The 13,905-nt window shown below is 60.4% G+C and carries 13 protein-coding genes; all 13 read right to left on the bottom strand.

The genetic code is table 11. The features are described 5' to 3' along the window. Positions 1-159 precede the first annotated feature (159 nt). The 13 genes from L6R21_26930 to L6R21_26870 all read right to left on the bottom strand — a co-directional run bounded on the left by L6R21_26930 (position 160) and on the right by L6R21_26870 (position 13,814). Positions 160-1,848 carry a hypothetical protein gene (locus L6R21_26930; GenBank protein ID MCK6562841.1) on the bottom strand — a complete coding sequence of 563 codons (1,689 nt, stop codon included), beginning with the start codon at positions 1,846-1,848 and terminating at the stop codon, positions 160-162. Positions 1,849-2,001: 153 nt separating this feature from the next. Then, positions 2,002-3,279 carry a cytochrome c family protein gene (locus tag L6R21_26925; protein MCK6562840.1) on the bottom strand — a complete coding sequence of 426 codons (1,278 nt, stop codon included), beginning with the start codon at positions 3,277-3,279 and terminating at the stop codon, positions 2,002-2,004. A gap of 43 nt (positions 3,280-3,322) precedes the next feature. Then, complete coding sequence (locus L6R21_26920) at positions 3,323-4,408, bottom strand: cytochrome bc complex cytochrome b subunit (GenBank protein ID MCK6562839.1); 1,086 nt, start codon at positions 4,406-4,408, stop codon at positions 3,323-3,325. Positions 4,409-4,502: 94 nt separating this feature from the next. Then, complete coding sequence (locus L6R21_26915; protein ID MCK6562838.1) at positions 4,503-4,952, bottom strand: Rieske (2Fe-2S) protein; 450 nt, start codon at positions 4,950-4,952, stop codon at positions 4,503-4,505. 53 nt (positions 4,953-5,005) lie between these two features. After that, a complete protein-coding gene (locus L6R21_26910; GenBank protein MCK6562837.1) occupies positions 5,006-5,146 on the bottom strand; it encodes a hypothetical protein in 141 nt (46 codons plus the stop codon). Next, positions 5,140-6,135 (bottom strand): hypothetical protein, encoded by a 996-nt coding sequence (locus L6R21_26905; GenBank protein ID MCK6562836.1) that lies wholly within the window; start codon positions 6,133-6,135, stop codon positions 5,140-5,142. The genes L6R21_26910 and L6R21_26905 overlap by 7 nt, the downstream gene beginning before the upstream one ends. Before the next feature lie 98 nt (positions 6,136-6,233). Then, positions 6,234-9,008, bottom strand: coding sequence for a cytochrome c3 family protein (locus tag L6R21_26900; protein ID MCK6562835.1), 2,775 nt, complete (start codon positions 9,006-9,008; stop codon positions 6,234-6,236). 17 nt (positions 9,009-9,025) lie between these two features. Next, positions 9,026-9,472: a hypothetical protein gene (locus tag L6R21_26895; GenBank protein ID MCK6562834.1), complete on the bottom strand. Its 447-nt coding sequence runs from the start codon at positions 9,470-9,472 to the stop codon at positions 9,026-9,028. A 48-nt stretch (positions 9,473-9,520) separates the two neighbouring features. Beyond that, a complete protein-coding gene (locus L6R21_26890) occupies positions 9,521-10,000 on the bottom strand; it encodes a pyridoxamine 5'-phosphate oxidase family protein (protein MCK6562833.1) in 480 nt (159 codons plus the stop codon). 68 nt (positions 10,001-10,068) lie between these two features. After that, positions 10,069-10,842 carry a ZIP family metal transporter gene (locus L6R21_26885; GenBank protein ID MCK6562832.1) on the bottom strand — a complete coding sequence of 258 codons (774 nt, stop codon included), beginning with the start codon at positions 10,840-10,842 and terminating at the stop codon, positions 10,069-10,071. An 84-nt stretch (positions 10,843-10,926) separates the two neighbouring features. Further along, positions 10,927-11,679, bottom strand: a complete 753-nt coding sequence (locus L6R21_26880; protein ID MCK6562831.1) for a cytochrome b/b6 domain-containing protein — start codon at positions 11,677-11,679, stop codon at positions 10,927-10,929. Between the two features lie 125 nt (positions 11,680-11,804). Next, positions 11,805-13,139, bottom strand: a complete 1,335-nt coding sequence (locus L6R21_26875; protein ID MCK6562830.1) for a cytochrome c3 family protein — start codon at positions 13,137-13,139, stop codon at positions 11,805-11,807. A gap of 132 nt (positions 13,140-13,271) precedes the next feature. Continuing rightward, positions 13,272-13,814 (bottom strand): cytochrome c family protein, encoded by a 543-nt coding sequence (locus tag L6R21_26870; protein ID MCK6562829.1) that lies wholly within the window; start codon positions 13,812-13,814, stop codon positions 13,272-13,274. Between the last annotated feature and the right edge of the window lie 91 nt (positions 13,815-13,905).

The following is a 13,905-nucleotide window of genomic DNA, read 5'->3' as shown; positions in this document are numbered from 1 at the left end:
CGAACAAGGGTCAATTCAGGTCAAACTGATCGGCGTCAATTGCCGCCACCAAAATTCAAACTAAATTGGAGAATTGCAATCGCAAAATCACCCGGTGTGACTTTCCGGCAGGCGGGCGGGAAGGCGGAGCGCCGCACTTGCCGCGCAGGCGGCCGCGCCTCATTCATTTCCCGGCGGTGCGGCCGCGCCGGGCGTCCTCCTGCGCGAGCGGGCATAGAGCAGCGAGATCACCAGCAACACGATGCCGACTGCCAGCAATGAAAGAATGCGATAGCCCGCCTCCAGGCGGGCCAGATCGATCACAAAAACATAGAGCACCGCCAAAAACAGCGTCAGGATTGCCATCCAGCGGTACTTCTTGTTTTGGAGCAGCACGCTCAGCAGAAAATAAAACACCACCGCGCCCAGCCACGCCAGGCTGACGTAGTGGCGCGGGACGGCGTGATAGAGGCCGTAAGGAATGATGATGAATGCCGAGGCGAGATAGAGATTGCGCATCAATTCGGTTTTCAGCGCCAGGCGCTCGGTTTTCCAGTTGAGCAAGCGCGCGCTCAGCAACGCCACCAGGGCATAGCTGGCATTCACCGCAGCCGTGCTCGGCGCCGAGATCAAATACGCCAGGAAAATGCCGAGATAGATGATCGTGTTGGCGACCACCACGATTTGGGAGCGAAACCAAATCGCGGTCGAGATCACCAGCAGGCTCTGCCAGCCCAACCAAATGAAATAATGCGGCGCGGCGAAGCGGGAAAAAATGGCGGCACTGAGCGCGAGATAACCGAAGCAGGCGTACAGCGAAGTGGCCAACCGGCTCTGACTGCGCACCCAGCCGATGGTCGCGACCGCGAGAAAAAAGGCGGAAATGTAGAAGTTGATCAGAGCGCGCTGGTCGCCGAAAAAGGTGAGCATCACCAGAAACGACAGGCCATAGAAACCCAGGCCATTCAGCAACGGCAACACCACCCTGCTGAAATCAGAGAGCGCTGCTTCTTTGCGCCAGAGCGAAGGCAGCGCCAACAGCGCGGCATACAAGAAAAGATAGGCGAGATTGTTCTGGTGTTCGGCCACGGCTTGCAGCGGATGGCCGAGCAGGGGATTGCCCAGCAGCCAGAGCAAGTGCGTCAGGTAAGCCAAAACGACGCTGAGCAGAACGACGGTCTGAAAATGATATCTCATCAAAAAATAAACCGCCGCTGCTGAAGTGATGGCAACCATCGGCAAAATATAATGTGTGGCATCACCAAAGAGCGCAGTGGCATAACCGAGAAAAACGGCAATGCCCGTCAACAATTCACTCTTGCGCTGCGCGGCGAAATAAAAGTGCACGCCAACGACGGCGAGCAACAAGGCCAGCGCAATGAACTTGTTGGAAATGACGGGATGGCCGGTGAAAAAGTGCAGGCGCAACGTGGCATAATAGAGCAGAATCATCCCGCCGCCGAACAGAATGCGCGAGAGATACGAATAGGTCGAGCGCCACAGCCGAGCGAAGAAGAGCAATCCGACGACGGACGAGTAGCCGATCAAGCTGTGCAACAGCGGCGGCAGCACTGCCAGGGGATAGGCGATGAAGAACGCCGTGCCCAGCAGCAAGGCCACGATGCCTACGCGTGCGAGCCAAAATTCTCCGATTCTGAACTCCAGCGCAGTTTCTTTTTCCTCCTCGCTCGGCGGGTGCGCCACCTGGACGGTCTCCGCATTCCGTGTTGCGGCGTCCGCGCCGGCAACTTCCGGCAACGGGCCAAGTTGCAGATACGCCTCCAGGCGGGCCAGCCGCGCTTCGAGCCGGCGCAAGCGGGCGTCGAGGCCTGCAGCCTCAGACGGAGAAGTGGCAGCGGATTCATTCATCAGCCATTACTCCTTTTGCGACACCACAACGGAGATGAGCGCCGGCAGGGATCTGCTCAGGGGAATACCTCCCGGCACAAGTTCCCCCGGGCCGGTTTTGCCGCTCGGCTCCACCTGCGATCGCACTGCTTCGCCGGCGCCTCCTGCAACGATTCAGCCTCGCGCTCCACCCTCCTGCCACTCCCGGTCTTTGCGCCGGACTTTCAAATAGAGCGCGACCGCCACGGCAAAAATGATGACCATGGAAACGGCCAGCCCCTGGCGGCGAAACTGCAGTTCCTGCAGCGCGGCGCGGCCAAGCCCAACCGCCTGACTGGCCAGGTCGACTCCGGCCTGCGAGGTCTGCCGCAGCAGGTCGGATTGAAAGGTGTGTACCTGGGTGCGGGCTTTGATCAGCTCATCATCGGCTGAGGAAATGATGAATTTGGCCTCGCTCACTTCCATGCCGGCGCGCTCGGCGCCGCCCACCAGGCTGTCAGCCAGGTGAATTTTGGATTTCATCTCCGTGATAATGGCAAACATCTCCGCGCCGTTTTTCCAGCCGGCGCTTTCCGGCTCATGACATTGCGCGCAGGAGAATTCGCCGTTGGGATCCAGCATGGCGTCGGTGGGCTTGACGATGCTGTGGTTGCCGTGGCAGGTCTCACACTGTTTCAGACCCATCTCTTGAAACGGCCCGGCCAGCGGACTTTTTTCAAACAGCTCGGCATTGTTCATGTGGCACCGGCCGCAAACATGCGCGATGCTCTTGACCTCCGGCGGAATCGCGCCATGGTTGCCATGGCAGTCGTTGCACGCCGGCGCGGCCAGGTCGCGGTGACGCAGCAGCGCGATGCCGTGCACGCTGGAATCGTAGTCCGCCACCTGCTGCACGCCGATGCCATAACCGGCCATGTAGCCGGCATCGGCATGGCAGCGGCCGCAGGTGCCCGGCACGTTCAACGGATAGACCGAAGACCGCGAGTCGCTGGCCGCCAGAATGCCGTGCGTACCGTGGCAATCGCTGCACACCGCGACTTTCTCGTCACCCTTTTGAAACAGCAGCTCGCCATGGCGGCTGGTGCGGTAACTCGCCAACTGATCGGTGGGCAGCGCGGGGTTGTATTTCTTGATCACGGCGGGATCGCTGTGGCAGGCGGCGCACAGCTCGGGGATGCTCTTGCGGCCGGGCTTGCCGCGGTAGCCGGCAGCGCGGCTCATCGCTGCCTCCGGGTCTTCCGCCACCGCCGGACTCGGGTTGCCGCCGTGGCAACTCTCACAACCCAGGCCGTTGTGAGCATGAATGTCATTCTCCCAAGCCGTGACGGGCGCCAACAATTCGGCATCAAGCTGGCGATGGCAAATGAGGCAACTGCTTTCCGGCGGCGTTTGGGCACGGACCACGCCGGCCATGCCGAGCCCCAGGATCAACCAGAGGAATATTTTTTTCATGGCGACTTCGCCTCTCGAGTTCGTGTAAGTGAGATGCGGGCGGTCAAAACGTCTGGGGCACGACATAGGCAATCAGGGACATGACGGCGATGAACGCAATCGCCACCCAGCCGAATACCGTGAACCAGCGCGTGCGGCCTCCCGCCTCCGGCCGGCGATCCAGAAAGGGAACCAACAGCCAAAACACGCCGACCAGCCCGAACGCCAGAATGCCCAGCACTTCGCCATCCATGAAGAGGATTTTCGCAGGAATGTACTTCAAGGTCTGGAACATGAAGAGAAAATACCATTCCGGCTTGATCCCGGGCGGCGCCGACGCAAAGGGATCGGCCTTCTCGCCCAGCTCCCAGGGGAAGAGTGCGGCGAGCGCAGCAAGCACGCCGAGCGCCACCAGCCAGCCGACCAGATCACGCATCAGAAAATAGGGGAAAAACGGCATGGGCTTGCGTTGGGCGGCTTGCGCTTCTGCTTGCGGCGGCACGCTCATGCCCTGCACTTGCACCAGCAACAAGTGCAAGCCCAGCAGCGCGGTGGTGAGCATGGGCAGCACTGCCACGTGGAAGCCGAACAAGCGGGTCAGGGTCGCGCCGGTCACTTCCTCACCGCCGCGCAGGAAGAGCAGCAAATCGTGCCCGACGATCGGCACGACGGAAGCGATCTCCGTGCCGACCTTGGTGGCGAAGTAAGCCAGCGTATTCCACGGCAACAGGTAGCCGGTGAAGCCGAAGGCGAGTGCCAGAAAAAACAGCAAGACGCCCGAGACCCAGGTGATCTCGCGCGGCTTGCGATAGGATTTCATGAAAAACACGCTGAACATGTGAATCATGGCCGCCGCCACCATCAGATTCGCCGACCAACTGTGCAGCGAACGAATCAGCCAGCCGAACCGCACTTTGGTCATGATGAATTGCACACTCTCGAATGCGGCCTCAGCGGTGGGACGATAGTAGAGCAGCAGCAACACCCCGGTGCCGACTTGGATGAGAAAGAAGAACAGCGTCATGCCGCCGAGATAATACCAAATCGTATGGCGATGCATCGGCACCGTCTTCTTGGCAAAGAAATGCGCGACGGCGTCGATCGGAAAACGCTCGCGCCAGAAACTGCTTTTCGCAACGGTTGTGGACATGGGTGACACCCCGTGTTAGCGTCAGACGCTGCCTCGTGGTTTGATGGGCGGGAATCGCCAGCCAGCCGGGCGATGCCGGAGACAATCGGCCGGATCAGGTTTGCCGTATCGCGAAAATATCCTCGCCGCGGATTTCGACGCGATACTCCTCCAGCGGCCGGGGCGGCGGCCCCTCGAGGTTGCGGCCGGTCAGATCAAAATGACCGTTGTGACAGGCGCACCAAATGTGCTTGAAATCGTCGCGATATTGCACCGTGCATTGCAGATGCGTGCACACCGCCGAGAAGGCGCGATAGTCGCCCTCGGGCGTGCGCACCAAGATGCCGGGTTTGTTGCCGAACCGGAAGACCTTGCCGGAATTGGGCGCCAGTTCGCCGACTTTCCCCGCCACCACGTCATTCTGCACGGCTTGCGGAATCGCCGGCGGCATGATGTATTTCAACACGGGGAAAAGAACCGAGCCGGCCAGTGCCGCTGCGCCGCCGCCGAGAAAATAGTCGAGAAAGGAGCGCCGGCTGATTCGCGAAAAAAAATTTGCCATCATCGCCTCCTGTTGTCTGGATGTGGGCTGAGGGGAAACCGCGTTGACTGTCGAAGTTATTGGCTGTCTTCCGCACGGCTGCCGTTTGGGCGGGAAGGCAGGGCGCCGCGGCGCAGGGTCAGCCCGCCGGCAGGAAACGCGTTCTGTCGCGCCGCGGTTGCGGTGGCGTGCTGGGGCGCGGTGATCGGCGCTACCATTCCGGCATGCTCTCGGTGGCAATGGCCAAACCGATTTGCGAAAAGGAAGTCTGGCCATAGCCGCCGTAATCGTGCTCCCGGCAGACGCGCGAGGCTTCTTGCGCCGCCGCCGAGTCCAACCCCAGCCCTGTGCCCGTGCCTTCATACCAAAGGTAGCAAGTCTGATTCACGCGATGCACGGTCGCAAACCACAAGGCGCCTTCATCCCACGAGCCGGGCGCGCCGCGTCGCAGAATGGGATTGCCGGGATAGCGTTCCCACTGCCACAGATCGCGCGAACGCGCCAAGCCAATGGCCACGGGATAATCGAAAAAGCGATCGCAGCCGCCATAGGCCAGGTAGAACCAGCCCTCGGCTTCCCAAATGCGCACCGTCGAGAGGCTGAAGGCATCGAACGCGCCCGCTTGTTGCGAAGGCCGCAACACCACCTGCTCGCTGCCGGCGGCAAAGTGCACGCCGTCCGCGCTGGTGCAGCAATAGATCTCGAAGTTGCCGGCAGCCGTGCGGCGTTGAAAAAAGAGATGCACGCGGCCCTGGTGCAAGACTGCCTCCGGCGCCGTGCCAGCGATGATGGGATTGCCGGGATGCTTCTCGAAATGCAGGCCGTCATCTGAAACCGCCAGCCCGACATGAGAAGGGACGTTCCAGTTGTGCCAGTCTTTGCGATGCGCGGAATAGTACAGATACACCCGGCCGTCGAGCACAACCGCCGCCGGGTCGAGAATGTGGCCGGCATCAAACGCGGCCGGATCGGCGCTCACCGGCAGGATGGGATTGTGCGGCACCATTTCCCAGTGTACACCGTCGAACGCTTCGGGGCGTGCAATGGCAACGCCGATCTGATCGTGCCCCGCCTCCGCCTGCCCGCGAAAATACAAATGATACTTGCCGTGGAAGAACAGCAGGTCAGGATTCGCGGCGTATTTTGAATAAAAGCTGCCCGGTGTGCGCGGAATGACCGGGTTATGCGGATGGCGTTGGAAGCGCATGCGTTTGAGCCGGAGAAATGGATTCCAATCAAAAAGCCGGAGCCACGCTTTCCCGGCGGCATAAACCGGGACGGCACAACTCCGGCTTCCTCAGGGCGCTATTTGTACCCGAACAGCACGGAATAGATGATCAATCCCACCAGAATCAGACCCAGGCTGAGGAATAGAAAACCGAAGACCTGCAGGATTTTCTCCCGGCGCGGGGAGATGGTTTTGGTGACCAGCACTTTGCGCAATTCACCGCTGGCCTTGAGTTCTTCATATTCCCGCGGCCGCATGGCTTTGTACTCTTCCAGCGGCGTGACGCCGGTGAAGATCACTTTGTCCATCGGGAAGGCTTCCGGGCGCAAATGCGTGTTGAAGAAGTGCACGGTGAAGATGAAGCCGACCGCCAGCAGGGCCTCGTCGCTGTGAATGATGGTGGCGACATTGATCAGCCAGCCGGGCAGGAATTTGGTGAAGAACTCGGGGAACCACAGCATCAAGCCCGAAGTGCCGATGATGGCGACGCCCCAGAACACCGCCAGATAATCGAACTTCTCCCAGTACGTCCAGCGCCCGTAAGCCGGCCGTTCGCCCCGGCCCAGGAACCACTTCACGGTCGCGGCGAAGTCCTTCAAGTCCTGCCGGTTGAACCAAAGCGACTTGGCATCAAACACGAACGCGAGCAGGCTCTTGCGCTCACGGCGTTTTTTCTGAATCAGCGTATAGAGATGATAGGAGAAATACCCGAAGGTGACGATCGCAGCCAGGCGGTGAATCTTGCCGGCCACCGTCACGCCGCCGAGCAGATTCGCGATGAAGCCGGCCCAGGGCATGCTGGAAAACTTCAGCATCATGCCGGTCAGCGCCAGCGACAAGAAGCTGATGATCACGAACAAATGTGTAATGCGCTGCGCCGGCGTGAAGCGCTGAATGTAGTACCTGCCCTCCGTCTCCTTGTGCTGTTTTCTTTCCTTGTAGGCCCGGAAGGAGCGCGGCAGCCAAAGCAGGGTGTGCACGCCAAAAAAACCGAACACCGACACCAGCAGGGTGGTCATGCCCCAGTAGGTGTAAAATAGAATTGGATATTTGACTTTATCGTGGTGGGTGGCATGCGTGAGATAGCCGGTGAAGCGGCGGTTGGCGTCCGCGTGGCATTTCTGGCAGGTGCTGACCACGTTGGTGAGACCGACCGAGGAATTGGGATCGTTCACGCCCAGAATCGCGTGAGCACCGTGGCAATCCGAACAGCGCGCGGCCTTCAGATAGCCCAGGCGATAGGCCTTGCCGTGCATGGTGTCGAAATAGGTTTCGGCGAGCTCCTTGTGGCAGGAGCCGCATTGCTGCGTGACTTCGGTCATGAAAGCGTCCTGCTCGACGCGCGCAATGCCGTGTGCCGAATGGCAATCCATGCAGGTCGGCAGCTTCTCCTCGCTCTCACCCGTGGCGCTGAAATGCACGCTCTTGATGAAATCTTTGTAGATGCCGCGGTGACAGTTGGCACAGGTCGCCGGAATATTCTTGGGATTGACCATGGAACGCTCGTCCGTGTGTTTCAACACGTAGTGCGAGCTGTGGCAGTCGGTGCAGATGGCCACCGGCAACAAGCCTTTCTCGACCAGGCCCTTGCCGTGCACGCTGGAGGAATAGTCAAACAGCACGTTGACTTCCGCCAAGCCCGGCACCTGCTCCGCCTTGCCGCCTTGCTTGTGGCAATCGCCGCAGAGCGTGGGAATCGCGGAGCGATAGGTAGGCGAGGTTTCATCCAGCCGCGATTTGGTCACATGGCCGTTGCCGTGACAGGTGGTGCAATAGGGCGCATCGTACTTCTTTTCGAAATAGGCCTGGCCATGGCCGCTTTGAAAATACTCTTCGGCCATCTTGGCGTGGCAATTGGAACAATCCACTCGGCCGGCCGGCTCACACGGCCGCGCCAGTTGCGGATCGATGTCGGAGTGGCACTTGACGCAGGGAATGGTTTTGTGGGAGGAGTTCTCGATGTCGCGCTTGCTGACGAACATCGATTCCACTTTGCCGTCGGTCACGCGCTGCAGATTTTCCTGCTCATGGCACTTCAGACAGGCGCGGTCTTCGACATTGAGCACCAGTGAGCCACGGCGCAAGCGATGCGGCTGGTGGCAATCGGTGCAGGCCGGAATCGCGCCCGGCCGTTTTTCCCACAATTCGCCGCGGATCACCTGCTGATGCACCTGCTCGATGCGGCTGTGGCACTGCATGCAGGTTTTCGCCACATTGTGCAACGAGATGGTGGACTTGGGCACGGTATGCGGCAGGATCATGTGCCGGCCGTGGCAATCCGTGCACGTGGCGGAGACCATCAATCCCTTCTTGAACATCCCCTCGCCATGAATGCTCTCGCTGTAGTTTTCCAGAATGTTGTGTTCGGAGATGTTGTACACATTTGCCACCGGCGCGCCTTCGCGATGACACTTGCCGCACAAGTAGGGAATGTTCATCTTGAAGACGGGTGATTCCGGCAGGCTGGCCGCGAGAATGTTGTGGGTGCCGTGGCATTCCGTGCAGGTGGGCGCATAGGGCGCCTGGCGGTTGAGCGCCTGGCCATGAATGCTGGCGTCGAAATCGAGCTGCGCGTCGTCGTGACAAGTTGCGCAGTTGACCGGCTCGAGTTTTTCCGGATGCGGAAATTCTTCGACGGCGGCATCGGGGTGGCAGGAGATGCATTCCACCTCTTTGTGGGTGGATTTGTCCAGCGCCCTGACGTCCACAAAGAGTGAAACTTGGCGGCCGCCGCGCTCCGTGGTCAAGCCGGGGTCGGCATGGCATTCCAGGCAGGCTTCCCGCGTTTGTGCCGGCAGCCTGTGAAAACCGGCCAGCAGCAGCAGAATAAGAAGTCGATTGTGAATTTTCATCCCTCCGCCTCGTTGAGTCATTCTCGGATTCTGATCTCGGCCGGGTGGCAGGAGCCGCAATTCGCCTCCTGCAAGAACCCGGCAAGCGGCCGCTTGATGGGAATCTCGGTCATCAGGCTGTGTTTGAGCAATCTGCCGAGCAGGGCATCATCGATGTTCAGATCCAGCCACACCGCCTCGCTGGAATCGGGATAGCTCACCAGGATGACCGGCAGGGCGCCTTCCACGCCACCGCTGTCGCTGTGCACGATGGTCCAGAGATTCGTACCTGCCGCAACGGCCTGCTCGCGTTGGTACGGATACCAGCCGATTTCGAGCATAATCTTTTTGTGGAAGCGTGTCGCTTGTTGCACCTGGAGAGTGCGAAACTGGGGTGGCTGCGCCGCGCGCTGCGCCTTGGTAAAACAGCCGAGGCCATGCGCGCTCACGGCAATTCCCAACAGGACGGCGCACATTCGACGCATGTATGATTGCCCTTCCCTGGTTGCAGAAGAAGACGTTTCCAGTACCGGCTACGTGCCCATCGAACCGGCATGCCGGAGATCTTCCGCGGTGAGATTGAAGACTTTGCCGAAGCCGGCAACATAACGAGCGGTGCGCGGCACAATGCCGTAGAGGGAAAAATCGCCCAACTCAAAATGCAGGGCCGATTCCGGGAACTTTTGCAGGTAGATGGACTTGATCGCGGCATAATCCTCGGCTGTGGGCGGCACCGCGGCGGCTTCGCCGCGCAACGAAACGCGCGCCAGCGTTTGGGGGTCACGGCCGGGCGTGTCGGTTTCCGCGATCATCAGGCTGACGCGGGCATCGTGCAGGAGATCCTGGGTGTGTAAAGCCAGCCGGCTGGCATGAATGTAGAAGCAGGACAAGTCCGGCGAGACGGCATAGAGCACCAGCGAAACCAGCGGCGCACCATCCCGCAACGTGCCAAAAGCGGCGAGGCGGTGCGTCCGAAGCAAGCGGGTGAGAAGCTGTTGCGATTCAGGATCCATGGCATTCTCGCAATTCAGCAGCGGAGCAACCGGCGCCCACAGCGCCCTCCGGCGCCGCGGCGCAGACGTTACAAGACGACCTGAATCAGCAGCATCAAGCAAAAGCCCAGAATGAAAGCCCAGGCAATTCTGGCGGGCTTTTCATGGTGCAGGGCGTCGGGAATCATCTCGAGCAGAATGAGGAACATCATCGCGCCGGCCGCAAAGCCCATGAGCACCGGCATGAGGGGTTGGAAAAACCAGGAGGCCATGGCCGCCGGCACTGCTGCAATCGGCTGCGGCAGACTGGTGAGAAATGCCGCAAAAAAGCACTTCACGATGCTCGCCCCGGCCGAGCGCAGCGGAATGGCCACCGCCAGCCCTTCCGGAATGTTGTGGATCGCGATGGCGAGCGCGATGTAGGAGCCGAGCTGCGTCTGGTAGACTTTCTCGGAGGCATAGCCGACGCCCACCGCCACGCCCTCCGGAATGCTGTGCACGCTCATGGCCAGAAAGATCAGGATTTGGGCGCGATTGCCCCAGCGCTTCCAAGAGTCACGCGCCAGGCGTTCCTCGTTGAGGTAACGGTCCACGCTCCACAAGAACAACGCCCCCAGCACGATGCCGCTCAACACCGGCAGCACCTGCGCCATGTTCATCGTGTGCTCCGCCATGGTCAGGCCCGGCAGGATGAGATTGTACACCGAGGCCGCCAGCATCAACCCGCCGGCAAAGCCATAGCCCAAGCCGGTACGGTTTGCCAAATCCAGGCGCTTGAACAGCAACGGCAGAGCGCCCAAGCCGCATGCCAGACTGGCCAACAACCCGGCGATCACGCTCTGCAGTAAAATCTCAACTGGCATAAAAAGAGCCTTATCAGCGCCTGCGCGCAGCCAGCACAGGGAATGGGAAAATCCCGGTGCGGTTTGGTTTGCTCAATTCGCGCCTCAGGCAACGGAACCGCTGCCGGCCGCGGGTGTTGCCTCTTTTTCGTCTTCCTCCGCCTGCGCCTCCGCTTCCTGCAAGCGGGCCAGCGCGCGGCCGTGCTCGCGCCGCATCTCCTCCTCGGACATCATGCCGTCAACCATACTCTGGTTGAGCGGATAGACTTCCGGATTGAAGATCACGCCGTAGAAATGCCAGATCACGATCGCCAACGTCGCCAGCCAGGCCTCATACAAATGCACGACGGTGAGAACTTCCATCATCCACAGCGGCAGAAAACGCAAGGCAAAGCCTTCGAACCACAGAAGAAAGCCGGTAACCGCCATCACCACCGTCCCCCACACCAGCGCCCAATATTCGACTTTCTCCATGTAGGAGAAATGATCGAATTCGGGCGGAGAGCTGCGCCGGCCGAGCAGAAAACGCATGTTCTGAAAGAAGTCGCTGAGATCCTGCCGTGCCGGCATCAGCGCCTTCACCAGCGTGCGGCCGCGCGGCGTGAAAAACATGTAGCCGATGTGATAGGCGCCCAGGCCCACGAACACCAGCGCGGCGATGCGATGAATCCAGCCGCGCAGCGCGAATTTTTCTTCGAGCAGCAACAGGGGCTGGATCCAGACGGTTTCGGGGTAGCGCAGCGCGAAGCCGGTGATCGCCAGCACGGTGAAGCTCAGGGCCAGAATCCAATGCTGATAGCGCTCATTGCGCGTCCAGCGCAGGTAGTACTGCTGATTGTTGTTGGAAGTCGCGCTCATGGGAAAAATGTTCGTCAGGTTCGTAACGGCTTATTCCGCGGGATTGCGGCAGGGCGCGGCAAACGCTCGGATTTTAGCGGTGTCGTTGCCCGGCTGGGCGTTGCCGGGGTGCTGCCTTACCAGTTTCAGCCGCGCCGGAGCACATGCTTGCTCTTGCGAATGAAATCCAGTCCATTGTGCAGCAGCATGCCGCCGATTAGAACAATGATCAGGCTCAAATAAATGGTGCGCACAACCGCCACCACGCGGCCCTCGCGCTCATCCTCGGTGAAATGAACCGGACCGCGCGCAAAGTTCGCGCTGGCATTGGGATGGCATTGGCCGCAGGTCTGCACCAGATTGTCCGGATTGATCATCGAGCGCGGATCGCTGGAGGGCAAAATGTTGTGCACGCCGTGGCAACTGCCGCAATTGGCGGCGGACAGTTGGCCGGAGCGCAGCGCCAGGCCATGATAGCTGTCGGTAAAGGTGGAGACGCGCTCGGTGCGCAGTCCATATTTCTCGGTGAGGCGCGTCGAGGCATGGCAGCGGCCGCAGGTTTCGACCGCCACATTGCGCGCCGAGGTGGGCGCGCTCGCCACCGCCGGCGACTCGATGGCGTGTTCCGTATGGCAGTCCGTGCACACCGGCGAGGCCCGCATGCCGCGCGCCACCGCCGCGCCGTGCACGCTGGCGGTGTATTCCGCCGCGACGGTCTGATGGCACTGCGCGCAGGTCTTGGGAATGTTGAAGTGAAATACCAGCGAGGCCGGATTGTTGGCATCGAGGATCTTGTGGCTGCCGTGGCAACTGCTGCAGGTCGCCGCGCTGTCGACGCCCGCCAAAGTCAGGCGGCCGTGCACGCTGCGATTGTAGGCCGTGAGCGGATCTCTGATGGGAATGTGATACTTCTTGACAATGGCAGGATCGGCGTGGCAACGGCCGCAGGTGAAGGCCAGTTGCTTCGGGTTCACCCAGGAGAGCGTATCCGCGCGCAGGCGAATATCATGGCTGCCGTGACAATCACTGCACGTCGGCGCGTCCGCGATCTGCGGCAGGCCGTGCACGCTTTCGGCAAGGTCGGCGACTGCATCTTCATGGCAGGTCTGGCAGGCGGCCGGCGCCAGCTTTTCAGCGTGCGGAATCTCCGTCACGTCGGCATGGCACGTCACGCAGTCAAAACCGGCATGCACGGAATTTTCCAAATGCCCGGGAGTGACGAACAGCGAATGCTCCCGGCCGGTGCTGTCGGTGGTCGTGAGCGATTCGTCGCCGTGGCACATCAGACAGTCCATTTCCTCCTGTGCCGCGGCCGGTTTGGCAAGACTCAACATCAGCAGCACGAGCCCCGGCACGCCGGCGTGCAGGAGCAAGCCCGGCCGCCGAAAAATCACCGTCACGCCAACCGCAAGCTTCACCGCTTCATCAAGAAAACGGCGCATGGTCATCGTCAACAGCACTCCCGCTTCATGCCTGCGCATGTCATCACTCCAAGGCTCCCTCACTCCTTCAAACAAACCGCGGCGCAGCCGGCACCCCCTGCGCCGCCTGGCGTCAGGTACGCAGGATTGCCGGCCGCGCCGCAGGTAATTTCTCAGATCACCACAAACAGGTTACGGCTTCGGCGTCGGGTGAGCGATCTTCTTGCTGTACTCCGCGAAGTTGAAGCCCTTGTAGGTCGGGCTTTCGGAGTTGTGGCACTTCAAGCAGGTTTTCTCATCGCCCTTGATCATGCCGACGGTTTCGGGCTTGATCTTGCCGGCATCGAGGTCTTTCATCACCGACATGGTCTTGTACTCCGAACCCGGGCCGTGGCAGGCCTCGCAGCCCACGCCTTCGCCGGGCTTGAACGTGGTCGCGAGTTGTGCGGCCGCCACGCCGGCGGCGGTGTCATGGCACTTCAAGCAGCCGGCATCCTTTTGCGGATCGGCGATGCCCTTCTTCTTGGCGATTTCCAAGGACGCTGGCGTTGCCAACGTGGCAAAAGCCTTGGCATGCGGACTTTTCTGCCAAATCGTGAAAGCCGCACCGCTCTTGGGCGTGAGGTGGCAGGCCTTACAGGAGTTGGCGCCAACATACTTGGCTTTGCTTTGCGCCAACAGCACCACCGGAAGCAGTGCAATCAGCATCAACGCAAGACTCGTGCGTTTCAACATGTTCACCCTCTCTGTGTTATTGAGTTTTGCATAAATAATAGGAATATCAGATCTCCCATGGAAGATCTGACGCTTTGATGCACGCCCTAAG

The sequence above is a fragment of the bacterium genome, assembly GCA_023150945.1.
GTDB lineage: Bacteria > Zhuqueibacterota > Zhuqueibacteria > Zhuqueibacterales > Zhuqueibacteraceae > Coneutiohabitans.
This window is presented reverse-complemented; position numbering and strand designations above follow the sequence as displayed.